The sequence below is a fragment of the Streptomyces sp. NPDC058663 genome, from assembly GCF_042716745.1.
GTDB lineage: Bacteria > Actinomycetota > Actinomycetes > Streptomycetales > Streptomycetaceae > Streptomyces.
The window spans coordinates 208,319-230,122 of sequence record NZ_JBHXRV010000002.1 but is presented as its reverse complement, the minus strand read 5'-3'; the positions used below and the strand labels follow the sequence as shown (position 1 = coordinate 230,122).

Sequence of the window (21,804 nt, the reverse complement as noted above, 5' to 3'; positions counted from 1 at the left end):
ACGAGATGTGATGTTGCGGCCTATTTCAAGCGGCGCGAAGGCCCCGGGTCTCGAACAGGGCGGACCATTCCGGGTGCATCTCCAGTAGCAAGCGCACGTACCTGGACCGGTAGTCGTTGTTGAGCCGCCATGGATCACCGGACGTGGCCTTGCCGTACTGCCAGCGCAGCACCTCGAAAAGCATCCCGATGCCCACGCGCTTCAATCCGCTTCTCACGCAGTCGGCGGTCAGGGCCTCCAGCTTGGACAAGATCCACGGGTTGAGCTGGTGAAACGCCTCGAAACGTTCCTGGATGCTCAGCCCCGCGCCCCGCGTGTCCGGGTGTCGCAGGGGAGCGACGGGCAGCTCAAGCTGTACGGGAACCATGGTCCCCCCTCTCTTTAATGTTGGGGCCTATTCTGCGATACGAGTGAAGGTGCTCCGTGCGCCCCTCCCTCTCACTGATAATTCTACTAGGTTCGGGGGTGGGGTCAACTACGCCACAACGCAGCCGAAGCCCGGAAGGTGAACCCTTCCAGGCCCTCGACTTCGGCAGGGGGAGGAACTACTTCTCCGCCGCCAGCCCGCGCTTCATGAAAGCCGACCCCGGTCCGTCGTACGTCCCGGACTGCAATGCCTCTGCCACCGCTTCGTTTAGCCGCCATCTTCCGCCCCGGGAGCTGGCCATCGTCGCCTCGGCCGCATCCAGCACGTTCGTCAGCAGCCACACCCGCGACCCCGACAGGAGGTAGTCGCACGAGGGCAACCGCTTCAAGGCCTGCGTCACATGCGACTGGGTCACCCCGAACAACGTGGAGTATTCCTGTGCTCCTACGAGCGGCGGCAGCTCCCCCTTCTTCATCGGTCGAACCGTCGCCCCCTGCTCCGCTTGTAGTGCCTCCAGCTTCCCCACGTCCAGCTGCCGGCCGTGCTTGCCGGGAGGCAATGCCACGGACTCCACGAGGCCTCCGGGCCAGAACGGCTTCCCGGAAACGATCGCCGCGTCCTCATAGGCGAGGATGCCGAGCTGAATCCAGCTGTCACTGACCGAAGTCGGCGCGATGTTGTAGACGGACGCAATTTCCTTGCGGCCCAAAAGCAATGGCTTCGCCATGACGGTTCGGCTTCTCTCCTCGACAGACCCTCGTCATAGTAGAATACCGGCAGGCGGTTGCGGTTCGAGGCCGCTGGGCCCCCTCTACGCGCTGTTACGCTGAGCAGGCACTTTCCAAGAGGTGTAAGCAAGGCCCCCGTCGTTGAAGCCGATGCACGGGGGCCTTCACCATTTCGCCCGCCACGGCGTGGGCGACGACTGCAACGCCGCGAGTTCCCGCCGAGACCTCTCACGCGTACTACCAGCTGCTCGGTAGGGCCTGGTAGGTCCGCCACGGTTCGGCAGGTCGGCTCGGTAGGGTCGCAGCACACCGAGCAGGGAGGCAGTTGCATGTCCAGCGAGATCTTGATTGCCCAGACGACCATCGACGACGAAGAGCAGGCGAAGACCCTCGCGCGGGGCGCGGTTGAAGCCCGACTCGCTGCCTGCGCCCACATCGACCAGCCGTTCACCGCGATCTACCGGTGGCAGGGCGCCATCGAGACAGCGCAGGAATGGCGGATCTCCTTCAAGACCACCGCGGAACGTCTCCCCGAACTTGCCGCCTGGGTCGCAGAGACACACACCTACGACGTTCCGGAATGGATCACGCTGCCCGTCACCGGCGGGTCGGAGGAGTACCTGCGCTGGGTAGTTGAAGGGTCATCCGCGCAATAGAACTACTCAACGCCTCCGGCCAGCCTGAGGTTCCAGGCCGCGCCGGGGATCAGCAGACGAGCCGGCTCGCTCATGCTGCCTTGGCGAGCAGGGGGTCAGGCGCTGGTGCGGTTTCCCTGGTGTGCGGCGAGCGCGGCCTCGGTGCTGGGGTGGGCGGGCAGAAGGGTGTCCATCCCGGTGACGCCGAGCAGGCGGTCCAGCCGGTCCGGGATGGCCGCCAGGGTCAGGGAACCGTCGGCTTCCTTGGCGCAGCGCCAGATGCCGATGAGGGTGCCCAGACCGGAGGAGTCGCAGAAGGTGACGCCGGCCAGGTCGGTGACCAGGTCCCGGTGCCCGTCCGCGAGGAGGGCCAGGGCGCGGGCCCGTACGGCGGGTGCGGTGGCGATGTCGAATTCGCCGGACAGCGTGATCACGGCGAGGGTGCCGTCGGTGTGTGGGACGTCGATGTGGAATGCGTCGGTCATGGGCGTCGGTTCTCCTGCCCGACAGGGGCGCCGGCGGGTGCGGTCGGGGCGGCGGCGCTGTGGGCGGTGGTGGTGATGCCCGCAGGGGCGGCATCGGGGGTGGGAACGGAAAGAGCCAGCAGGGCCACGTCGTCACGTTCGGTGTCGGGAAGGGTGTCCAGGAGCGCGACGGTGTCCTCGATCAGGGCACCGGCGCTGACCGGCGCCTGTCGCTGGGCCAGGAAATCGGTCAGGCCGGTGTCGGCGAGCATGTCGCCGTCGGCGGTGCGGGCTTCGGTGAGCCCGTCGGTGTACAGCAGCAGTCCTTCGCCCGGGGCCAGGTGCAGGGTGAGTGAGGCGAACGCGGCTTCGGCGAACGCGCCGACCAGCATGCCACCCTTGGCCCGGACCGCCTCGACCTGTACGCCGCCGCTCTCGGTGGGGCTGAGGCGGTAGGCGGGCGGGTGGCCGCCGGTGGCCAGCGTGACGGTGAAGCCGCCGCCCGGGGCCGGGTCGAGCAGGCCGAAGACGGCGGTGCAGAAGCGGGTACCGACCGCCGGGTCCAGCAGCAGCGCGGTGTTCAGGGCTTTCAGCGCGGCGGTGGGGTCCGCGTCGACGAGGGCGGCGGCCCGCAGCGTATAGCGGGTGAGTGAGGTGACCGAGGCTGCTTCGGCGCCCTTGCCGCACACATCGCCCAGGAAGAACGCCCACCGTCCGCCGCCGACGGGGAAGACGTCGTAGAAGTCGCCACCGACTTCCTGCGGGGATGCGGTCTTGTAGTGGCAGGCCAGCTCCAGCCCGGGTACGGCGGGCAGAGCGGGGGGCACCAGGGTGCGCTGCAGGGTGGAGGCGAACGCGGCGATGGCCACCTTGTCCCGCTCCGCACGCTGCCGGGCCTCTTCTTCCGCCCGGCGCTTGTCCTCCTCGACCTTGCGGCGCTCCTGCTCGGCGCGCACGACGTGCAATGCCGACAGCCGCAGCTCCAGCTGATCGCGCACCATCGCGGCCAGGTCCGCGAGCGTGGCCGAATCCGCTTCGCTGATCTCGCGGGGGCGGGTGTCGAGGACGTTGACCGTGCCCAGCCGGTACCCGTCGGCGGTGATGATCGGAGCGGCGGCGTAGAACCGTACCCCCATCGGGCCGGCGACCAGCGGGTTGGAGCAGGCGACCGGGTCGAGCGAAGTGTCGGGGATGACGGTGGTGTCATCGGTGAGCACTGCCGAGGCGCACAGGCCCGGGTCACGGCCGATCTCGGTGACGCCTTCCAGGCCGTGCGTGGCCTTGAACCAGATCCGGTCCTCGTCCACGATGGTCACCGTCGCCACCGGCACCTCGAACAGCCGTGCCGCGAGCGCCGCCACCCGGTCGTAGGCACCGTCCGGAGGGGTGTCGAGGATGTCGTACCGGCGCACCGCCGCCATCCGCTCCGCCTCGGCCGACGTGGCCAAGGGCCGGTTCGGTGCTGGGGCAGGCGTGCTCGTTTGTTCCGGCATGTTCCTCGTCTCGCTCATCCCCCCAGGGCACCGACCGGACAGCCAGCACTCCAGAAGCCTACCCACAGCGGCCCGACGCACCGTTCCGCCACCGAGACGCGTTAAACGACCGCCACAGCGCCGACTCGACGCGGGCCATCGCTTTCCACCTGATCGTTTGAGACCGGCCTTCATCTCGTCGGCTTGAGCATCGGGCGTAGTCGCGACGCAAGTTCTCTCTGTACTGTTCGAGCGATGGAGAACCCGACGAACGCTGGGACAGACCAGGCGCTGGACATGAACGAGCCGCGCTTCTCCGCAGTGCCTTCCACCGATGAGGGCGTTCCCATCCTGCGGCTGAGCGGAGACCTCGACCTCACCACAGTCCCGCTGCTCATGGAGGCGGTGAACACCGCCATGCACGCTCATGGCCGGCAGCGGATCGTGTTCGACTGCACCGGCCTGGCCTTTTGCGACTCCAGCGGCCTGAACTTCTTCCTGCAACTCCATCAGGGCACCGGCCCCTCCGACGGTCTCGTGCTCACACACCTCGGAGCGTCCCTGAAGCGGCTGCTGGACATCACCGGCGCCGACCAGGTCCTGACCGTGGCCCCCAGCGTCGAAACCGCCCTCGCCCAGCTCAGACCCTGAATCCAGGTTTACATCCACTGCGCTCATTCAAGGCCGGGTAGGCGGACATGCCTGCTCAGAGATCGGGAAGCCGACATAACAGCCTCCGGTTCGCGAGAACGAAAGGAAGAGCGCCGTGGCCGTCGAACGAAACCTACGAAACGAAGAAGCCCTGAACACCTTGGCCGTCGAACAGACCTGGAACTTCCCGGGGGTACTGAGCAATGTGACCGAGGCCCGCGCAGGTGCAGCCGTCTTTCTTCGCAGCCTGGAGCGTATCCAGCGGCCGGCCTCGCCCGAGGCGTACGACGATGTGCTGATGGTCGTCACCGAGCTGGCCTCCAATGCCTACGCGTACGCACCCGGCCCCTTCAGCCTCCGGCTGAGCGCAGTGGCCGACACCGTGCAGATCGCATTGACCGACACCAACCCCACCGCACCCAAGCCCCGTCCAGCCGACCTCACCGGGCGCGGAGGTCTTGGCTGGCACCTGATCAACACCGTCGCAGATCAGACCATCACAGTCCCCGAAGACGCAGGGAAGACCGTGCACGCCTTCCTTACCTGGTAACCACCGCCGCCGCGATTCACAACCATCGGGCGGCACGCGCGCATCAGATCAGCCGCAGCCAGCCGGAAACCGGCGACATCCAAAGAGCCCTGGCAGCGTCCGCGACGAAGGCAAGGCTGAGCCCTTTGTCCCCACCGCTGCGCTCCTTCGACCGCCCCGTGCCCGCCATACACCAAGCCCACATCTGAGCGGAATTCCTGACTCAGAAGACCAGATGCTGGGCGAGTTCCCTCTCATTGTCGGGGAGGTGGACGGCGATAAACCGTGCACGCTCCCTTCCCATCGTGTTCGGGCGTGCCTCCGTCGCCGCAGCGAACTGCCGTGTGACGTGAACCCCCTGGTCGACGTTGCCCCCGCGTAGGAGTGCAACCGCGAGATCGCCGAGGACGACCACCCCGGACTCAGGCAGGTCGGTGCCCAAGCGGTTCAGGGCGACGTCTGCGGTGGTGGTGAGTTCTTGCCGGCCGAGCTGCCCATACACCGACAGGGCCAGGGAGTCCAGGCGGTAGGGGGTCATGAACTGGACCCACGGCTGCTCGCTGGCGGGCTCGGCGAAGTCGTAGACGACGCGGGCACGGTCGAGGGCACGCAAAGCGTCGACATCAGCCCGGGCGTGGGCGGCTTCCTCTGCATGCCGACCGTGTATCCAGGCCGCCGCTGTGGCATTTCCGCGGCCGCGAACGTACTCGCCCGCCTGGACCAGGCACTCCACCGCCTTCGCGGGCGTGGCGGCACCGTAACTCGCGTAGGCCAGGGCCAGGGCACGCAGAGGTGGATGGCCGGCTGCGTCTGCGCAGTCCGAGGTGACCTTGTAGTAGGCGCGGGCACGGTCGTGGTCGCCCAGATCCCATGCGGTCCATCCGGCGAGCGCCGCTGTCTCACCCGCTGCGATCGTAAGAGCCCTCTCGTGCTGGCTGGCCCTTGGCAGTGCTGCGGTGATCGCATCAAGGTGCGCCTCGACCATGCCCTGAAGCTCACGTGCCGTGAGGTGGCGCTCGCTCACGTGAAGGGCGCCCGCACGGTCGATAAGAGCCGCCGCTGAGCTGGCGTCGATCTTGCTCCCTTTGCTCAGCGCGTAGGCGAGCCGACCCCAAGGTTCGGCAGCTGCCGAAGCCCCGACGATGGCGCCCCCGAGCAGAGTGCGACGTTTCACGTCGTCCGGGTCCTCTCCCTCACAGCGGCGCCTCCGCTTCCGCCTGGCACGCGCAGTAACCGCTTCTCGCTGTAACTCCTCCGGGTTGATACCGCAGACCACCGCGACGTAAGCGAGCGTGTGGTTGGTCGGGATGTGCTCACCATGCTCGTAGCGGTTGATCTCGCGCCGGGTCATGGTCTCCCGGCCGGAGACGACGTTGATTGCGGCGGCTTGCTGTTCCTGCGTGTGGCCGGCTTTTCGCCGGAGCGTACGGAGCAGTTCGCCGAACGGATCTGCTGGCATGAGTGTGACCTCTGTGGGCGTCGGAATCCAATCATGGCCACAACTCCCCCCGTAAATTCCCCCCTTGACAAAAATTTCCCCCCTTAGATTCCCCTGGTGGGCGTTGTGGGGGTGCGCTGCGATAGACCCATGACCAAGCTCCGCAAGGCGACATCGTGCCCGGCTGACAGGGGCACCGACAGCATCACGGCCCCTGCCCGTGGGGCAGGGCCCCGGAAGGCGAAGGCAGAGACAGGGAAGGCCACCACGGGCCATCGGGACCTGAGCGGTCCGGCCCTGAAGGTCCACCCGCAGACACAAGATGCCAACCGCGGAGAAGCGGGGTGCAGGGTCTTCATCGAGGCGTTCGCGCCTGATGCCGCGCACGTGAAGGGGATGCGGCACTCCACCGCTGCTGTCCTGAAGGCATGGGGCCTCCACGGCCCCGCGGTCCCGGAGATCGTTCTCAGCGTCTGCGAGCTGGTCACGAACACCATCGTTCACGGGTGGGGCGACGCAACTCTGCGGATCAGGTACCGAGACCGCGTGGTGCACATCGAGGTGACGGACGACAATCCGGCGCCGGCCCGTCTGCGTCCGGCCAGCAGCGGCGACGTGTCAGGGCGCGGACTGGCTCTCATCGACGCGTTCGCGGACGGATGGGGCGTTTCTAACGACGGGCGGACGACGTGGGCAACATTCCTGACCGCCGCCGGAAGGCCGTGATGGCCGCCACCATGGGTACGGTCGGCCCACGTGGCCGCCGAGTTGCACATGAGGGACGGGAGTTAGGCGGCCATCTCACTCCGTATCCCGTCGAGGGCGGCACCCGCCGCGTCCCGCACGTCAGGCAACTGGCCTGCGGCAGTGCGGATGATGCGCTGCAACTGATGCGGAAGACGTTGACGGACCGCTGCTCCGAGCGCCACCGTCAAGGACTCCTCAGCCCCGGTGTGGTCACCGCCCAGGAGCCGCACCCGGGCGCTGGTGATTCGGGCGATCACCGCCCACTGAGCACCCGTCCCCATTGCGTCCGGGGCGTGGTCGACGAGTCGTATCGCTGCGTCCGGGCGCCCAGTCGAGACGAGCCCCCGCAAACGGATCTCGTGGAGTGCGAACGGGTTGAACAGCGACGTGTGTTCCGCATGGTCCAGCAGGCCGTCCGCCTCACGCACGACGGAGTCGAAGAGGGCACCGTCGCACAGGGCCCCGGCCGCACGGGCAAGGAGCGGGAGAGCTGCGGCGCGGGCGGTGTCGTCGGGCGCCAGCGCCACGGCCTGCTGCAGGCGGTCGACAGCGGCCCCGGTGAGATGAGCTTTCCGCAGCTCGTTTCCGTGCATGCGCAGCACCTGCGACGTGAACGCAGGTTCGTCGAAGTACTGGGCGATCCTCAGGCTCTTGCCCGTCCAGCTCGCGGCGGTCGACAGTCGTTCCTCGGGCAGAACGTTCCCCAGGGCGACGCCGAGACCGACCCTTGCTTCGGCGAGGAGGCGCAGCACGTCACGTTCCGTGTGCCCGTCTTCGATACGCGCCTCCAACCGGGCCACCAAGGGCCACAGCTCCGCGACGGCTTCGGAGGCGTGACCGGACTGGCGGGCAATCTCCGCGAGCCGCACCGTGGACTGGCCGAACTGGAGCATCGCCCGGTGGTCGGTGTCGGCGGCGTCGGTGACGCCCAGGACGTGCGGGGGGATGCGCAGCTGCTCTGCGACATGGCGTCGTGCAGTGGCGTCATTCAAGGGCCGTTTGCCCAGTTCCATCGCCGACACCATCGTCTTGTCGTAGCCCAGCAGGGACCCCAGCTCGGTCTGGTTGATGCCGTGCACCGTCCGGTAGAACCGCAGGATCGGCCCCAGCTCACGTGCGGCAAGAAGCGCCTGCGCCTGGGGGGTTGCCCAGTGCCACAAGGCGTGGCGTGCGGACGGCCGGTTTCCCACCTCGCTGCCAGGCACCTCGCCTCACCCCCGGCGCCTGTGCCAGGCGGCGATCGACTGCTTGTACCCGTCGGGCATGTGCAACCCAGGAACCTCGTCGGCGCTGAACAGGCCCACCTGCTTGTGCTCGTGGCTGAGCACCGGCGTGGTGCCCGGGGTGAGGACGGTGCAGCCGTAGGTGACGATTACGACGCGCCGCTCGGGCTTCGTCTCTGGCAGGGGCTGGTAGATCCACACGTCCAGCAGCGGACCGGCCTTGACCGTCCATCCGGACTCCTCGCTGATCTCCCGCTCCACGGTCTCCTCGGGGGAGGCGTCGGAGGGTTCCAGACGGCCGCCTGGCAGCTCCCACTCCTCACGTTCGTTCTTGAGCAGCAGCACGCGGCCCAGTGCGTCCAGGGCTACACCTTTGACGGAAACGGGCCAGGTGGGGGGCGTGTAGGCCATCGCAGTCCCTCACGTTCGCGGCGGTTCGCGGGTCGTCGGAACGTAGCACGCGGCCAGCAACTCGCGGACCGGCTGGGCGATTTGAGCAGGTCGACAATCTGTCGCTTTACCCCTGACCCGTACGCCCTCAGGTTGGTGTTCCACCCGACGCGAAGGAGTCCCGGAATGCGCCACGCCTCCCACCCGCGGCCGGACACCGTACTCACCCACCACCACGTGAACACCACCCTGCCCGGAGCTCTGGACCGCATCGCCGCAGGACTGCGGCACACCGGCCTCGTCACCCTGACCGGGCTCTCCTCCCGCACCGACGTGCTGACACTGGCCACCCGGCTCATGACCGTCACCGCGCACCGAGACTCCGACTCCGACGGCCTCACCACGCTCTACGACACCGGGCGGCATGCCCACCGACCCGGATTCGCCGGCCTGGGGAACGGCCCTCTGGAACCCCACACGGAACGCTCCGGCACCCCGACGCCGCCCAGACTGATGCTGCTGGTCTGCGGGCAGCCCGCAGAAACCGGCGGCGACTGCCTCCTGGTCGACGGCTGTGCCGTCCACCTCGACCTGAGCACCCGTTCCGGCACAGCTGCCCGGGCACTCAGCCAACGCCGCACCGCCTACTTCGGGGGCGGTGACGGGCACCCCTCACAGGTCTTCACCGTCTACGACGACCAGCGTGTCTCCGTACGGCTCCGACTCGACGGACTGGCCCGGTTCAGCCCGATCGTGCAGCCCCACCTGCCCTTGCTCCGTACCGCACTCCAGCGCCACCAGGTGCGGCTGCCCCGGGCGCCGGGGCAGGGCTACATCCTGGACAACAGCCGCTGGCTCCACGCCCGGAGCGCATTCACGGGAAACCGGTTGTGCTGGCGGGCCCTGGGCCAACCGCGGTTCCCGATGCCCCAGGGCTTCGTACCTGCCCCCGCCGCACGCACGGTACCTGTGCTGGTGGGCTCATGACGGCCGGCAACAGGCACACGTCCATCGCCGCGGTTCCGCTCCGGCCGACAGCGGCAAGCAGCAAAGTCCCCGCTCAGCTCTGCGGCCCGGGACTGCGGGGTGCCGCGTGAACGACACGATGCTGCTACCCCGGACGGAAACCCGTGCGCTGGCCGGGTACTGGGTGCAGGTCAACGGCTACCGCGCCGCGACCGGTGTCCAGCTACAGGGCTACCAGCTCGGCGGATACGCGACCCCCACCGAAGCCCGCGCGGTGGCACAACTCCGCATCCGCGTAAGGCGAGTCGCCTGGCGGATGGAAGGACTCGCCGCGCAGAGGTCGGCCTTCGAGTGGCTGACCAACCGCTGGGCCATGAGCCAGATCCTCACCTCGCTCGCCGATGAGCAGATGTACATGCACCTCGTCACCGACGGCGACGTCACCTACGAGTTCTCCGCCCGGCCGGTCTACCTCCCCGGCCAAGAGCAGGACCGCACGCCGTGTGACGTGGTGCCGATCCGTACGGGTGCGACCCCATGACCTTTCGCCGAACCGGAGAACGACCATGACACCTCCCCCTGTGCGCAGAGACATCGCCCGAGACCTTGTGGATAGGGCCAACGCCTCCATGCAGTACCGCAGCCGCCTGGTGCGCGGCCTCCTCACCTCGGAGGAAGAGGAGATGGGCGCGCTCCAGGAACGAGCGAACGCCGTCGTCCTGAGACGGCTCCTGCACCAGCACGGCTGGCCCGGCCACACCCTCGTCGGGGAAGCCGGCGCGACCGCCGCGTGGCGGCTCGCCCTCCACGCCGAGCGCGAGCCGGACCTCCAGCACATGGCCTTACGGATGCTCACCACTGCCACCGAGCACCGCGAAGCCACCATCCAGCAGTGGGCCCACCTCCACGACCGGTGCAACGTCACCGCCGGCCACCCCCAGCTGTACGGGACGCAGCACCGCTTCCGCGCCGACGGCTCGTTGGAACTCCTGCCGGTGAGCAGCCCGGACACGCTGGACGTACGCCGCCGCAGCGTCGGCCTGCCACCCGTCACAGAAGTTCACGACGCGCTGCGCCTGCGCTACGCACCCAGGCACGACGGCGACCAAGCGGAACCGGACCCGCCCGTCGGCCACCGGATGGCTGCGCGAGCCGACCTGGTGGGGGCCTCAGCATGAACAACCCCGCCTTCGAGGATCAGCAGTACGTCACCGCCGCGAAGCCCGCCCGCATCTACGACTTCCTCCTCGGGGGCAAGAACTCCTACCGGCGTGACCGGCAGGCTGCGCTCGCGGTGCGGGAGGTAGCTTCCTGGACCCGGTCGGCCGCGCTCCTCAACCGCGACTTCGGGCAGCGCAGCACGCAGGTTTCCTTGAACCGGGGCATCCGCCAGTTCCTTGACCTGGGCTGCGGGTACCCCGCGCACTCCCTCAACCCCGAACACCGCGACCTGCACGAACTCACCGACCGCACACAACCCGGCTGCCCAGTGGTCTACGTCGATCACGACCCCTTCGTGGCCGCGCACGCCCGCGCCCTTCTGGACACCGGACCGCCGGACCGGGTCGCCGTTGTAGAAGCAGACATCCTGCACATGCCCGCCCTGCTCGCGAACCCCGCCCTCTGCGCTGCTTTTGACTCGACGAAGCCCGTGGCTGTCAGCATCCACGACACCCTGGCATGGAACCCGGACGACACCGCAGTGGCCCAGGCACTACGAGCTCTGCGGGACTGGATGCCCTCAGGCAGCACCCTCTCCATCACCCACCTCTCCGACCACTGGCGATCCGACGTCGTGCACCGAGCTGCCGACACGTACAACGCGCACGGCATCGCTGTGCGTCCACGCTCGCGTGATCAAGTCGCCGCGCACTTCGGGGACCTCACCCACCTCGGCCCCGGCCTCACGCCCGTAGGCGCCTGGCATGAAGACAGCCCGTTCGCCCACCTCCCGCCCGAACACTCCTCCGCCTTCGCCGGCATCGCGGTCAAGGGTGAGCCGAGCAGACACACCCCGGCCGAGGAACTGCGCCCCCTCACCGCCGAGGAGCGCACCGTGGTGACCTACTTCGCACTCGGTACGTCACTGACCCAACTGGATGAGCTGCACGGCATCAACCGGCACGAGGCCCGCATCCTTCTCCACGCAGCACAGAAAGCCCTCGGCGCCCGCACCGCCCGCCCCTACGAGCTCGTGTTCCGAGCCGTCGCCGCCGAACAGATCCCCGCACCGCCCCCGCCCGCCACGGCGCCTTCCGCCCCCGCCTTCGTGTTCCTCCACGATCTCGCTCACGGCAAGGACACACGTGCCATGGCCAATGACGATCAGCGCAGCATCCTTGGGCTCAACGCACTCGGCAAGGCGGTCCTCGCGGAGCTGAAAGCCAAGAGCTACCCGCACGCCGTGTACCTCCAATCCGCCCTGCTGCTCGCCGTCCCTGCGGCAGACATGACCGCCATACGGAAACGCGCGGCTTCCGCGGGCACGGAATTCCCCTAGACCGGCCGCCCCACGGTGCGTGCACATTCACACCGCACCCAGGGGCGGCCTACCACTCGGGTTTTGTCCACCGGCCGGGCGGACGGCAGCCCCGGCCCATCGGCCGCCGACGGCCGGACCTGCCCGGGCACAGCGAGAGCGAACCATCCGGCGCAGGCGACGGCTACGTCCGCAAGGCCCCGAGGAACAACCGGCCCCTCAGACGCACACCGATCAGGAGGACTGATGATCACCGCGCCCACAGCGCCACCGCTTCGTCGCACTCCGACGGCCGCTGCCGACCCGTTCGACCTGGACGTCGTCGTCCAGTCCAGCGAGCCGACCGTCACCACGACCGCATCCGCAGGCGGCTGCGCCGCCACCTGCGCCAGCGGTTCCTGCACCTCCAACAGCGCCTGACCCACACAAGCCACCGGACCGGTCCCACGCCGTTCCGGGCGCCGTCACCCGGCGGCACGAACAGGAAGACGGCCACCTCGGCCGTCCCACCCCGCGAAGGAGACAACAGCTCATGGAGAACGACGAATTCGACCTCGACATCAGCGTCCTGGAGTCCACCGACGGCACCGCCGCGCTGATCAACCTCACCGACGACGGCTGCGGCAGCACCTGCTCCAGCCCGTGCGCCACGAACGTCGCCTGACCCACACCCACAAACCCCACCCGCAATCTTGGAGGTCCCGCATGGACGGCGCAGCGATACCGCAGCTGGCCACCCCGGCCGACGACGCGTTCGACCTGGACATCAGCGTCCTGGAGTCCGGTGACGGCTCCGCGGCCGTGATCAACCTGACCGACGACGGATGCAAGCCCAGCTGCAAGGGGTCCTGCGCCACGAACGTGGCCTGACCTCACGCTCCCACCGGTGCTGGCCCCCGCGACGTACGCCGCGGGGGCCAGCACCGGCCACTGACACGGAACCGGAAGGGCTCATGAACATGAGGCGCGACGTGCTGTACCAGGCCGCGGACACCGCGCTCGTCCGCGCGGCTCGCTACGTGCGATTGCCGCTTCCCCCACTGCCGGACGTGTCCGGTGACGCTCCGCACGACGTACGCCTGTGGCACCAGTGGCTCCGCACCGTAGCGAAGTGCGGCGAATTCACAGAGATCATCACGCACGCCAACCCCGGCTTCGCACGTCACCTGGCCACCCTGTGCGCAGCCCCCGACCCGCAGGCCCGCCAAGTACGCCGAACCCTGGTGTCGGTCCTTCGGTACGTGCGGCGGATCGAGGGCCGGGCCACCCCAAACGGGCTGGTCGCCGGCGTCGCCCCCGTCACGTTCGGGTCGTGCACCCTCGTGTACTGGGGGCCGTGGCACCGAGCACGCGCGTGCGCCGACGGCGCATGGATCGCCGACCTCGTGCAGCGGCTGGAGGAGGACCCGGCCCTGTTGCGCCGACTGCCCGTGATGGCAAGCAACACCCCCTTCATTCGAGGGGAACGCCTCGTGGTGCCCTACCCCTCCACCGTTCAGGCGAGGGGACGCCCCACGGCGGAAGTGTCGATGCGGTGCACCCCTGCCGTACGTGCCGCCCTTGAGCTGGCCAGCTCCCCGATCTCCTACGACCTCCTCGCCGAGAAGCTGCGGGGCGGCTTCCCGCATGTGCCGCCCGAACGCGTCCGAGCCCTCCTGAGGAGCCTCGTCCGCCATGGTGCGCTCATCACGTCCCTGCACGCCCCGGCCACCACACCCGACCCCCTCGACCACGTGCTTCAATGCCTCGAAGCGGTCGCCGCCGACGATCTTCCCTCCTGCACGCAGGTGCTGGACGACCTGCGGGCCATCCACAACGGGGTACTCCAGCACAACCGTGCCCTCGGCCCGTCCGACGGCCACCGCCTACGGGTAGCCCTCCACAACAAGATGGTGTCGGGCGCCGCCCCCCGGCCACTCGCGGTGGACCTGCGCCTGGACTGCGCGCTGGTCCTGCCCACGGCCGTTGCCCAGGAGGCAGAGAATGCAGCCACCGTACTGACCCGGCTCACACCGGCGCCCTTCGGCACACCCGGCTGGAAGGCGTACCACGGGCGCTTCTTCGAAAAGTACGGCATCGGGTCGCTGGTGCCGCTGCGCGACGTCACGGACCCTGATGTCGGGCTGGGCTTCCCCGCCGGATACCTCGACAGCCCACCGGAACCGTACGAAGGTCTCGCCAAGCGAGAACAGGGACTCCTCGCCCTGGCCCAGAACGCCGCCCTCGACGACCAGCACGAGATCCTGCTGAACGACGATCTGGTCGAAGAGCTGCGCCTCGGCGACCAGGACGGGATGCAGCCCCCACCACACATGGAGCTGTGCTTCTCCATCGAGGCCGAAAGCCACGAAGCTCTCTCCCGCGGCGACTTCACTCTCACCGGTGCCCATCCGACGCGAGGCATCGGGACAACGAGCGGCCGGTTCCTTCCGGTCCTCGACGACGTGGGATGTGCCAGGGCCTCAGCACCGCTGGAACATCTCCCGGCCAACACTGCCGGCGCGCTGACCGCACAGCTGTCCTTCGCACCGCTCAACCGCACGCACACCACCGTCACCCGCGTACCGGAGGTGCTGCCTACCGTGATCAGCGTCGCCGAGCACCGCACCGCCGACGAGCGAGTCATCGACCTGGACGACCTGGCGGTGAGCTGCGACCGCAGCCGCCTCTACCTCGTGTCCCTCTCCCGTAAGCGCGTGATCGAACCGCACACCTTGCATGCCCTCGACCTGCGTACGCACACTCCGCCGCTCGTACGGTTCCTCACCGAGATCAGCCGCGCCCAGTGCGCGATCGTCACAGAATTCCCGTGGGGAGCGGCCACGGAGATGCCGTACCTACCGCGTGTGCGCTACGGCCGCACGATCCTCGCGCAAGCCCGCTGGCTCCTGCACACCAGGGACCTGCCCGACAGCTCGGCTTCCTGGAAGGACTGGCACGCGGCCATCGAAAAATGGCGGATCCGCCGCCGTGTGCCCGATGCGGTGGCGCTCACCGAGGGCGACCAGCGCCTTCCGCTGAACCTTGCCGAAAGCGCCCACCGGGCAATCCTGCGCGCCCACCTCACGAAGTCACCGACCGCCATCCTCAGCGAGGCCGCCGAAGGAGGCGCGTGGTTCGACGGGCGGGCCCACGAAGTCACCGTCCCCCTCACCCTGACCCGCCCCTCGCAATGGCCGGCCGGGCCGCCGGTGACCAAAGACCGCGTGCTCTCCCGCGACCACGGGCACCTGCCCGGATCGCGGCCATGGCTCCTCGCCCAGCTCTACGGGCACCCAGAGCGGCATGCGGAAATCCTGGCCCGCCATCTTCCCGCGCTGCTCAACACATGGGACACCCCTCCCGCGTGGTGGTACTTGCGCTACCAAGACCCCCACCCACACCTTCGGCTCCGCATCGCTGTCCCCGCGGACGGCGACGCCGGACAGACGGCAGCCCGGATCAGCGACTGGACCGCCGAACTGCGCCGGGCCGGTCTCGTGAACGATCTGAAGTTCGCCACCACCTACCCAGAGACCGGACGGTGGGGGAGAGGCACGTTGATGGCGGCAGCCGAAAACGTCTTCGCCGCTGACTCCCGCGTCTTGGCCGCACAATTCACACATCCGCACGGCTTGCCGTCGCAGGCGCTCGCCGCCGCGAACTTCACGTCGATCGCCTCCGCGTTCACCGGCACCCCGGCCGACGGCATGCACTGGCTGATCGAACGCGCGAGGATCACCGCACCCCGCCCACTGGATCGACGGGTACTCACCGACGCTCTACGCCTGGCGGACCCGGAACAAGGGCGGGAAGCGATGAAAGCGGTACCCGGCGGACCCCACATCCTCCACGCATGGGACGACCGCGCCCGCGCCCTGACCCACTACCGGAGCCTCCTCACCGACGACAAGGGCCTCCAGGCGGCCGAAGTCCTCGACTCCCTCATGCACGCCCACCACATCCGGGCCGTCGGCATCGACAAGGACGACGAGCGCACCTGCATGCGGCTCGCCCGCGCCGCCGCCCTGGCCTGGAAGGCGAAGAAGCGATGACCACAGAGCTGCGGCAGGCCGCGCGAAGAACAGCCAACACACTCACCGACCGCCTCGCCTCACCAACCGACGTGCACCACCTGAAACTTTCCCAAGGATGGTGGCCCCAGTCGCTGGCGCACGGCGCGCTCGGAGTAGCACTCCTGCACATCGAACGGGCCCGCACCGGTGACGGCTCCTGGCAACGCGCCCACGACTGGCTCAGCGCCGCCGCTACCAGTCCGGCCGTCGGCGGCGACGACAGCCACCTCTACTACGGGGCCCCGGCGCTCGCCTTCGCGCTGCACCTGGCAGCCGAGGAACGCCCCGGCCAGTACGCCCGAGCACTCGACACCCTCGACAAGCACGTGGCGACCACGACCAGGCGACGGCTGGAGCAGGCCCACACCCGCATGGACCGTGGCCGCTGGCCGGCACTCGCAGAGTTCGACACCATCCGCGGACTCACCGGCCTCGGCGCCCTCCTCCTGCGGCGCGACGTGCACACGGACCTGACCCGCCACGTCCTCACCTATCTGGTGCGGCTCACCGAACCCGTACGGCACGACGGAGAACTCCTGCCCGGGTGGTGGAGCAACCTGGGCCCCTCGGGGAAGCCCGCACCCACAGACTTCACCGAGGGGCACGCCAACAACGGACTCGCCCACGGCATCACCGGACCACTCGCACTCCTTTCCCTGGCCGCGCTACGCGGTATCACAGTGGAGGGCCACACCGAAGCGATCGGCCGCATCTGCTCCTGGCTCGACCAATGGCAACAACACACACCGGCGGGCCACTGGTGGCCGTACTGGATCACCCGCGAACAACTACGGTCCGGACACCCAGGCCCGGGCCCCACCCGGCCCTCCTGGTGCTACGGCACCGCCGGGTTCGCCCGCGTCCAGCAACTCGCGGCCCTGGCAACCGACGACCTCGCCCGGCAGCGCACCGCCGAGGAAACCCTGTTCCGTGCCATGGCCGAACCCTCCCACAGGGACCTGACCACCGACCTGTCCCTGTGCCATGGCTTCGCCGGACTCGCCTACCTCACCCAACGGACCGCCGCCGACGCCATAGCCCCCGGCCTGGCGGACTGCCTGCCCGCACTCATCACCCCCCTCACCACCCACCCGCCCGCCGTCCTCGCCGACCAACTGCTCACCGGCCCGGGTGGCGGCGACCTCGGCCTTCTCGAAGGCGCCGCAGGCGTGGCCCTCGCCCTGCACAGCTACCAGGCCCAGACCCCCGCCCTGTCCGGCTGGGATGCCTGCCTGCTCATCAACTGACCCAGGAGAACGAACCATGCCCACCGACGAATGGCCGCAACGCGTCATCGAGTTCACCAACTGGGCCGACGCCGAACCCGTCACCACCAGCCGCCTGCTGCCCGTCCTCACCGAACTCGGCTCCACCCAGTGGGCGTTCGTTCGCAAACACCCCACCTGGCGGCTGCGGCTGCGACCGACCGACGGTATGAACCTTCAGCGCCTCGATGACGAACTCGACTTCCTGACCACCGGAGGACAGCTCCGAACCTGGAACCGAGGCATCTACGAACCCGAGACCCACACGTTCGGCGGCCCCGCGGCCATGGAAGCCGTGCACGCCTTCTTCCACCACGACAGCCGCCACGTCCTGGCCTACCTGAACCACCCGCACACCACCGACCCAGGCACTCCCCGCCTCGGCCGCCGCGAACTCGCGCTCTTACTCCCGAGCGTGGCCCTGCGCGCGGCCGGACTGGACTGGTTCGAGCAGGGCGACGTGTGGGCCAAAGTCGCCGCCGAACGCCCACCCACCAAAACCCCTCGGACACCCAAACTCAGCACGGCAGCACGCCGCCTCCTGACCATCGAGACGCAACCGGTGAACCGTCCGGCCGGGGGTGGTCAGCTCGCGTACCTGGCCGACTGGATATCTACCTTCCACGGTGTCGGCCAGCACCTCGCAGACCTCAACCGTCACGGACGGTTGGAGCGGGGACTCCGGGCCGTCCTGGCCCACCACGTCATCTTCCACTGGAACCGCCTGGGCCTCCGCAGCGAGGACCAGAGCACCCTTTCCACCCTCGCGAAAGAAGCAGTCATGTCAACGAGTGACCACACCGCGTCAACCCCCGCGGCAGGCGCCGAAATCACTACGGTCGGCGAGGTGAACAGCACCAGCACCGACGAGACCACCGCCGACCGCCTCCGCACCCAGCTTGTCGACAAGCTCGTTGCCGAGGGGGACGTGTACAGCCCTCAGATCGAAGAGGCCATGCGGACGATCCCCCGCCACCTCTTCGTCCCCGACGCCCCGCTGGACAAGGCGTACGGCGACGCACCCGTGAACACCAAGCTCGACGAGACCGGGGCCCCCATCAGCTGTGCCTCACAGCCCTCCATCGTCGGCATGATGCTCGAACAACTCGACGTCCAGCCCGGCCAGAAGATCCTGGAACTCGGCGCAGGCACCGGTTTCAACGCCGCCCTCCTCGGCCACCTCGTAGGCGACACAGGGCACGTCACCACCATCGACGTCGACCAGGACATCGTGGACGGTGCCCGCGCCGGCCTCGCCGCCGCCAACATCAGCAACGTCACCGTCATCCTCGGAGACGGCGCTGTCGGCCACCAGAAGAACGCCCCCTACGACCGGATCATTGCCACCGTCGGCGCACACGGCATCCCGCACGCCTGGCTCGACCAACTCGCCCCCGGCGGCCGCCTCCTCACTCCCATCCGGCTGCGCGGAAGCGTCTCCCGCTCCATCGCTTTCGAACGCAAGGGAGACACCTGGCGCAGCGTCGGCAGCAAGATGAACACCTTCATGCCGCTCCGGCAGGGCATCGCCGACGACCCTCGCGTGTTCGTTCCCCTCACCGCAGACAAGTCGGTGCAGCTCGTCACCAACGGAGACCAGAAGGTCGACGCAGACGAACTCGCTGACGTACTCCACCAGCCCCGCACCATGGCCTGGACCGGCGTGAACTTTCGCGGACCCGAGTCCGCAGAGTGGCTGGAACTGTGGCTCACCTGCACCATGCCCAACGGCCTCAGCCGGATGCCCGCCCGGGACTCAGCCATCGAGGACGGCCTCCTCATCGCCCCCTACGCGAGTTCCACCGCCGTCTTCGAAGACGGAGCCCTCACCTACCTCACGCGCCGCACCGCCAAGAACAAGGCGGCCGATGACGCCACCCTGTACGAGTTCGGAGTCATCGGCCACGGGCCGGGAGCCGAGGAGTTGGCCGATCAGGTCGTCGAGCAGGTCCGCCTGTGGGACCGCGAATACCGCAGCCGCGAAGTCCACTTCGAACTCCAGCCTCGCGACGCCCAGCCCCTCGACGCCCGCCCCGGCCGCTTCGTCCTCGACAACGGCCTTAACCGCATGATCATCGAGTGGCAGTGACATGGACACCGACCGGATAGCCCAGCGATTCCCGCTGGTCGCACGTCCGCGCCCCACGTGTCCCACGCTCGCGGAACGCATCCGGGAAGTCAGCACACTGGCTGAGGCCGCCCACCACGGTGGCGGCCTCAGCTCGGCCGCCACCGCCCTGAACCGGGCAGCCCTCATCGCAAGCGATTGCGGGCTACCCGGCCTGGCCCGTGACCTGTGCTGGCGTCACGCTGAACTGCACCTGAACCCTGCCCCCTTGAGCGGCGCGGAAGCCAGATATACCCTCGAACCGCTGATCAACCTCGCACGCCTGCGCCTACGCGCGGGAGACGGGGAAGGGGCTCACCAGCTACTCACCGACCTGAACAACGCAGTCAAGAACAAGACGAAGGTGAACTTCGACGGTCGAACTCTGGCATTCCAAGACCTGACCTCGACACGGATTGACCACCAGGCGGTATGTCAGTGGCTCTGGGCCGTCCTCCTCGGCGACGGCACGCGCGCTCTCGTCGTGACGCACCAATGGGATCGAGCCCGAAAGCACGTCGTTCAGAACAAAGGAGTCGGTCAGCGACTGCTCGACGGCCGCCAGATAGCCATCGTCAGCCACAGCCTGAACGGCGACATCGAGACCGCACAACGGACGCTGGACGAAAGCACCCCCCAAGACCCCTGGGAGACGCCGGTCGCCGCGCTCCTGGCCACCCTGTGCCTGAGGACCGCAGGAAAGCCCGCCAAGGACGCGGAACACGTCATGGCCGCCCAGTACCTTTCCCTCGAAGGGGACCCAGACCTGGCCGTATTCCGTACCCGCGTCGGGCTCGCCGCCATTGACCTCTCCAAGGCCGATCCCGGCTCAGTCGCCCGCCGCCTCGTAGGCGACGCCGTCCTGTCCCAGGACGGATACGTGGCCAGAGACGTCCTCACGAGCACAGAATGCCGCCAGGAGATGACCACCCAAGAACAGCGAAGGCTGACATCCTTCGTGAACCTGGCGGGCCTCGACAAGCGCAGCATCCCGCCGAGGCTCGAAGCCACTCTCCTGGGCGCCTTCGAGAACGCCGCGCTCGCCGTGGCGGAACATCACTCGACCGCAGTGCGGCCAGCTGACTGATCCCACTGAAATGGGGGACCACCGACTCACGTGAGCCGGTGGTCCACACCTGCGACGTCCTGGCCAGGACCCGACCAGAGGCAGAATGGCCGAGTGGAACGGTTCCACCCCCGGTCAGAGAGGGAGAGGACGGGGGAACGTTCCCCGGTGGTCCTACTCCCGGGGCGCGGTGAGTTCCGCCGGTCCGACGTGACCAACAAGGGGTTCGGGCACAGGCTCGCTGCGGTAGAGCCAGTCCGGGAGCAGCTGGTGGACGACCGGCAGGGCCATCACCCTTGTGATGCCGGCCGCGACCGCGATGGCGACCGCAACGCCCGCGGTGGACTGCGGAATGCCGGAGGCGTCGATGATCAGGGGCAGACCGGCGGCGAGACCCAGGAAGGTCTGGAGACAGGTACGGAGGGTTCTCTGATTAGCGTCGGACATGGGGTGCCTCCTACTTCGCGGGGATCTTGAGGGTCTGCCCCGGGTGGATGATGTACGGCTTGCTGAGGCCGTTCTCCCGCGCAACGGCCAGCCAATTCACGCCCAGGCGTTCGCCGATCCCCGAGAGGGTGTCACCGCCCCGGACCGTGTACGTCGAGGACCCGGACGCACCCGGGTTGCCCTTCAGCCGGTTGGCGACCCGCTGGCGAAGACCGCCCATGGTGAAGCCCCGTGGGTCGATCTTGCCGGGCTGCCACTCCAGGTGGCCGATCACGCTCGCCGCACTCCAACCGTGGGCCCGGCACAGGGCTGCCGAGACGCGCTCGATCGCGTCGAGCTGTGCGCCCGTCCACGGATCGACGCCGTCACCACGGTTCTCGCATTCCCAGCCGTAAAAGTGGGGATTGCCGTCCTTGTCCGCCTTCGACGCGTGGGGCAGCGCCTTCTCCCCGATGACCGCCTGGAGGACCGCGCTGTCGCCCTTGCCCGCGTGGTTCGCACGCCCGTGGCCGATCAGGTAGACCGTGCCGTCCTTTGCGATCACGCCATGGCACAACGGGCCCGGCAGCCCGGAGTACCCGTTCTCGCAGATGCTGACGGTGCTGTTCGTGCCAGAGGTAACCGTGTGGTGGATCATCACCCCGTGCGTCGGCCCCCACGGGCCCTTCGCGTTGCGGTTGTGGGTTCGCCAGCCGGGCCGCTCAATCAGGCGGACGCCCTCGGCTTGTAGTGCTGCGACCAGACGGTCGGCAGACAGTGGGGTAGCCACTGGTGG

Annotated in this window: 24 protein-coding genes; 15 read left to right on the top strand and 9 right to left on the bottom strand. The window is 68.5% G+C overall.

The window, feature by feature from the left end; translation table 11 throughout:
• Window positions 1-25: 25 nt before the first annotated feature.
• Window positions 26-367, bottom strand: a complete 342-nt coding sequence (locus ACFWVV_RS02350) for a hypothetical protein (RefSeq protein WP_384342490.1) — start codon at window positions 365-367, stop codon at window positions 26-28.
• Between the two features lie 178 nt (window positions 368-545).
• Window positions 546-1,094 (bottom strand): hypothetical protein, encoded by a 549-nt coding sequence (locus tag ACFWVV_RS02345; protein WP_384342492.1) that lies wholly within the window; start codon window positions 1,092-1,094, stop codon window positions 546-548.
• 330 nt (window positions 1,095-1,424) lie between these two features.
• Between ACFWVV_RS02345 and cutA the strand changes: the two genes are divergently transcribed.
• The gene (gene cutA / locus ACFWVV_RS02340; RefSeq protein WP_384342494.1) at window positions 1,425-1,751 is read left to right on the top strand and encodes a divalent-cation tolerance protein CutA; all 327 of its coding nucleotides are present in this window, start codon (window positions 1,425-1,427) and stop codon (window positions 1,749-1,751) included.
• A gap of 95 nt (window positions 1,752-1,846) precedes the next feature.
• Here cutA and ACFWVV_RS02335 read toward each other — a convergent pair whose 3' ends face one another.
• Both ACFWVV_RS02335 and ACFWVV_RS02330 read right to left on the bottom strand, forming a co-directional pair.
• Window positions 1,847-2,215 carry an STAS domain-containing protein gene (locus tag ACFWVV_RS02335; protein WP_384342496.1) on the bottom strand — a complete coding sequence of 123 codons (369 nt, stop codon included), beginning with the start codon at window positions 2,213-2,215 and terminating at the stop codon, window positions 1,847-1,849.
• Complete coding sequence (locus tag ACFWVV_RS02330) at window positions 2,212-3,705, bottom strand: PP2C family protein-serine/threonine phosphatase (RefSeq protein WP_384342498.1); 1,494 nt, start codon at window positions 3,703-3,705, stop codon at window positions 2,212-2,214. Before ACFWVV_RS02330 ends, ACFWVV_RS02335 begins: the two co-directional genes overlap by 4 nt.
• A gap of 216 nt (window positions 3,706-3,921) precedes the next feature.
• Between ACFWVV_RS02330 and ACFWVV_RS02325 the strand changes: the two genes are divergently transcribed.
• Window positions 3,922-4,317 carry an STAS domain-containing protein gene (locus tag ACFWVV_RS02325; RefSeq protein WP_384342500.1) on the top strand — a complete coding sequence of 132 codons (396 nt, stop codon included), beginning with the start codon at window positions 3,922-3,924 and terminating at the stop codon, window positions 4,315-4,317.
• Window positions 4,318-4,432: 115 nt separating this feature from the next.
• Window positions 4,433-4,867 (top strand): ATP-binding protein, encoded by a 435-nt coding sequence (locus ACFWVV_RS02320; RefSeq protein ID WP_384342502.1) that lies wholly within the window; start codon window positions 4,433-4,435, stop codon window positions 4,865-4,867.
• 202 nt (window positions 4,868-5,069) lie between these two features.
• On the opposite strand, the gene ACFWVV_RS02315 is transcribed toward ACFWVV_RS02320, so the two are convergent.
• Window positions 5,070-6,305, bottom strand: coding sequence for a helix-turn-helix domain-containing protein (locus tag ACFWVV_RS02315; RefSeq protein ID WP_384342504.1), 1,236 nt, complete (start codon window positions 6,303-6,305; stop codon window positions 5,070-5,072).
• A 276-nt stretch (window positions 6,306-6,581) separates the two neighbouring features.
• On the opposite strand from ACFWVV_RS02315, the gene ACFWVV_RS02310 reads away from it, so the two are divergent.
• Window positions 6,582-7,010, top strand: coding sequence for an ATP-binding protein (locus ACFWVV_RS02310; RefSeq protein ID WP_384422598.1), 429 nt, complete (start codon window positions 6,582-6,584; stop codon window positions 7,008-7,010).
• 62 nt (window positions 7,011-7,072) lie between these two features.
• Here ACFWVV_RS02310 and ACFWVV_RS02305 read toward each other — a convergent pair whose 3' ends face one another.
• Both ACFWVV_RS02305 and ACFWVV_RS02300 read right to left on the bottom strand, forming a co-directional pair.
• Window positions 7,073-8,236, bottom strand: coding sequence for a helix-turn-helix domain-containing protein (locus ACFWVV_RS02305; RefSeq protein WP_384342508.1), 1,164 nt, complete (start codon window positions 8,234-8,236; stop codon window positions 7,073-7,075).
• A gap of 6 nt (window positions 8,237-8,242) precedes the next feature.
• Window positions 8,243-8,665 (bottom strand): NUDIX domain-containing protein, encoded by a 423-nt coding sequence (locus tag ACFWVV_RS02300; protein ID WP_384342510.1) that lies wholly within the window; start codon window positions 8,663-8,665, stop codon window positions 8,243-8,245.
• Window positions 8,666-8,830: 165 nt separating this feature from the next.
• On the opposite strand from ACFWVV_RS02300, the gene ACFWVV_RS02295 reads away from it, so the two are divergent.
• The 11 genes from ACFWVV_RS02295 to ACFWVV_RS02245 all read left to right on the top strand — a co-directional run bounded on the left by ACFWVV_RS02295 (window position 8,831) and on the right by ACFWVV_RS02245 (window position 20,603).
• Window positions 8,831-9,631, top strand: a complete 801-nt coding sequence (locus tag ACFWVV_RS02295; RefSeq protein WP_384342512.1) for a TauD/TfdA family dioxygenase — start codon at window positions 8,831-8,833, stop codon at window positions 9,629-9,631.
• 106 nt (window positions 9,632-9,737) lie between these two features.
• Complete coding sequence (locus ACFWVV_RS02290; protein WP_384342514.1) at window positions 9,738-10,151, top strand: hypothetical protein; 414 nt, start codon at window positions 9,738-9,740, stop codon at window positions 10,149-10,151.
• Window positions 10,152-10,176: 25 nt separating this feature from the next.
• The gene (locus tag ACFWVV_RS02285) at window positions 10,177-10,788 is read left to right on the top strand and encodes a DUF6624 domain-containing protein (RefSeq protein ID WP_384342516.1); all 612 of its coding nucleotides are present in this window, start codon (window positions 10,177-10,179) and stop codon (window positions 10,786-10,788) included.
• Window positions 10,785-12,110: an SAM-dependent methyltransferase gene (locus tag ACFWVV_RS02280; RefSeq protein WP_384342518.1), complete on the top strand. Its 1,326-nt coding sequence runs from the start codon at window positions 10,785-10,787 to the stop codon at window positions 12,108-12,110. The genes ACFWVV_RS02285 and ACFWVV_RS02280 overlap by 4 nt, the downstream gene beginning before the upstream one ends.
• Before the next feature lie 225 nt (window positions 12,111-12,335).
• On the top strand, window positions 12,336-12,509 hold the full coding sequence (locus ACFWVV_RS02275; RefSeq protein ID WP_384342520.1) for an FDLD family class I lanthipeptide: 174 nt from the start codon (window positions 12,336-12,338) through the stop codon (window positions 12,507-12,509).
• 112 nt (window positions 12,510-12,621) lie between these two features.
• Window positions 12,622-12,753 carry an FxLD family lanthipeptide gene (locus ACFWVV_RS02270; RefSeq protein ID WP_384342522.1) on the top strand — a complete coding sequence of 44 codons (132 nt, stop codon included), beginning with the start codon at window positions 12,622-12,624 and terminating at the stop codon, window positions 12,751-12,753.
• Window positions 12,754-12,794: 41 nt separating this feature from the next.
• Window positions 12,795-12,959 carry an FxLD family lanthipeptide gene (locus ACFWVV_RS02265; protein WP_384342524.1) on the top strand — a complete coding sequence of 55 codons (165 nt, stop codon included), beginning with the start codon at window positions 12,795-12,797 and terminating at the stop codon, window positions 12,957-12,959.
• Between the two features lie 83 nt (window positions 12,960-13,042).
• A complete protein-coding gene (locus tag ACFWVV_RS02260) occupies window positions 13,043-16,123 on the top strand; it encodes a lantibiotic dehydratase (RefSeq protein WP_384342526.1) in 3,081 nt (1,026 codons plus the stop codon).
• On the top strand, window positions 16,120-17,391 hold the full coding sequence (locus tag ACFWVV_RS02255) for a lanthionine synthetase C family protein (protein WP_384342528.1): 1,272 nt from the start codon (window positions 16,120-16,122) through the stop codon (window positions 17,389-17,391). The genes ACFWVV_RS02260 and ACFWVV_RS02255 overlap by 4 nt, the downstream gene beginning before the upstream one ends.
• A 16-nt stretch (window positions 17,392-17,407) precedes the next feature.
• Window positions 17,408-19,498, top strand: coding sequence for a methyltransferase, FxLD system (fxlM, locus tag ACFWVV_RS02250; protein WP_384342530.1), 2,091 nt, complete (start codon window positions 17,408-17,410; stop codon window positions 19,496-19,498).
• Between the two features lies 1 nt (window position 19,499).
• Window positions 19,500-20,603, top strand: a complete 1,104-nt coding sequence (locus ACFWVV_RS02245; protein ID WP_384342532.1) for a hypothetical protein — start codon at window positions 19,500-19,502, stop codon at window positions 20,601-20,603.
• A 153-nt stretch (window positions 20,604-20,756) separates the two neighbouring features.
• On the opposite strand, the gene ACFWVV_RS02240 is transcribed toward ACFWVV_RS02245, so the two are convergent.
• Both ACFWVV_RS02240 and ACFWVV_RS02235 read right to left on the bottom strand, forming a co-directional pair.
• Entirely contained in the window at window positions 20,757-21,029 is a 273-nt protein-coding gene (locus ACFWVV_RS02240) for a hypothetical protein (RefSeq protein WP_384342534.1), read from the bottom strand.
• Window positions 21,030-21,039: 10 nt separating this feature from the next.
• Window positions 21,040-21,798 (bottom strand): N-acetylmuramoyl-L-alanine amidase, encoded by a 759-nt coding sequence (locus ACFWVV_RS02235; RefSeq protein WP_384342536.1) that lies wholly within the window; start codon window positions 21,796-21,798, stop codon window positions 21,040-21,042.
• Between the last annotated feature and the right edge of the window lie 6 nt (window positions 21,799-21,804).

What these genes read in the sequence shown, in the direction of transcription:
- cutA (WP_384342494.1), top strand. Translation starts at nt 1,425, where the DNA reads ATGTCCAGCGAGATCTTGATTGCCCAGACGACCATCGACGACGAAGAG.
- ACFWVV_RS02335 (WP_384342496.1), bottom strand. Translation starts at nt 2,215, where the DNA reads ATGACCGACGCATTCCACATCGACGTCCCACACACCGACGGCACCCTC.
- ACFWVV_RS02275 (WP_384342520.1), top strand. Translation starts at nt 12,336, where the DNA reads ATGATCACCGCGCCCACAGCGCCACCGCTTCGTCGCACTCCGACGGCC.
- ACFWVV_RS02285 (WP_384342516.1), top strand. Translation starts at nt 10,177, where the DNA reads ATGACACCTCCCCCTGTGCGCAGAGACATCGCCCGAGACCTTGTGGAT.
- ACFWVV_RS02300 (WP_384342510.1), bottom strand. Translation starts at nt 8,665, where the DNA reads ATGGCCTACACGCCCCCCACCTGGCCCGTTTCCGTCAAAGGTGTAGCC.
- ACFWVV_RS02265 (WP_384342524.1), top strand. Translation starts at nt 12,795, where the DNA reads ATGGACGGCGCAGCGATACCGCAGCTGGCCACCCCGGCCGACGACGCG.
- ACFWVV_RS02345 (WP_384342492.1), bottom strand. Translation starts at nt 1,094, where the DNA reads ATGGCGAAGCCATTGCTTTTGGGCCGCAAGGAAATTGCGTCCGTCTAC.
- ACFWVV_RS02240 (WP_384342534.1), bottom strand. Translation starts at nt 21,029, where the DNA reads ATGTCCGACGCTAATCAGAGAACCCTCCGTACCTGTCTCCAGACCTTC.
- ACFWVV_RS02245 (WP_384342532.1), top strand. Translation starts at nt 19,500, where the DNA reads ATGGACACCGACCGGATAGCCCAGCGATTCCCGCTGGTCGCACGTCCG.
- ACFWVV_RS02270 (WP_384342522.1), top strand. Translation starts at nt 12,622, where the DNA reads ATGGAGAACGACGAATTCGACCTCGACATCAGCGTCCTGGAGTCCACC.
- ACFWVV_RS02280 (WP_384342518.1), top strand. Translation starts at nt 10,785, where the DNA reads ATGAACAACCCCGCCTTCGAGGATCAGCAGTACGTCACCGCCGCGAAG.
- ACFWVV_RS02325 (WP_384342500.1), top strand. Translation starts at nt 3,922, where the DNA reads ATGGAGAACCCGACGAACGCTGGGACAGACCAGGCGCTGGACATGAAC.
- ACFWVV_RS02350 (WP_384342490.1), bottom strand. Translation starts at nt 367, where the DNA reads ATGGTTCCCGTACAGCTTGAGCTGCCCGTCGCTCCCCTGCGACACCCG.
- fxlM (WP_384342530.1), top strand. Translation starts at nt 17,408, where the DNA reads ATGCCCACCGACGAATGGCCGCAACGCGTCATCGAGTTCACCAACTGG.
- ACFWVV_RS02330 (WP_384342498.1), bottom strand. Translation starts at nt 3,705, where the DNA reads ATGAGCGAGACGAGGAACATGCCGGAACAAACGAGCACGCCTGCCCCA.
- ACFWVV_RS02315 (WP_384342504.1), bottom strand. Translation starts at nt 6,305, where the DNA reads ATGCCAGCAGATCCGTTCGGCGAACTGCTCCGTACGCTCCGGCGAAAA.
- ACFWVV_RS02295 (WP_384342512.1), top strand. Translation starts at nt 8,831, where the DNA reads ATGCGCCACGCCTCCCACCCGCGGCCGGACACCGTACTCACCCACCAC.
- ACFWVV_RS02260 (WP_384342526.1), top strand. Translation starts at nt 13,043, where the DNA reads ATGAACATGAGGCGCGACGTGCTGTACCAGGCCGCGGACACCGCGCTC.
- ACFWVV_RS02255 (WP_384342528.1), top strand. Translation starts at nt 16,120, where the DNA reads ATGACCACAGAGCTGCGGCAGGCCGCGCGAAGAACAGCCAACACACTC.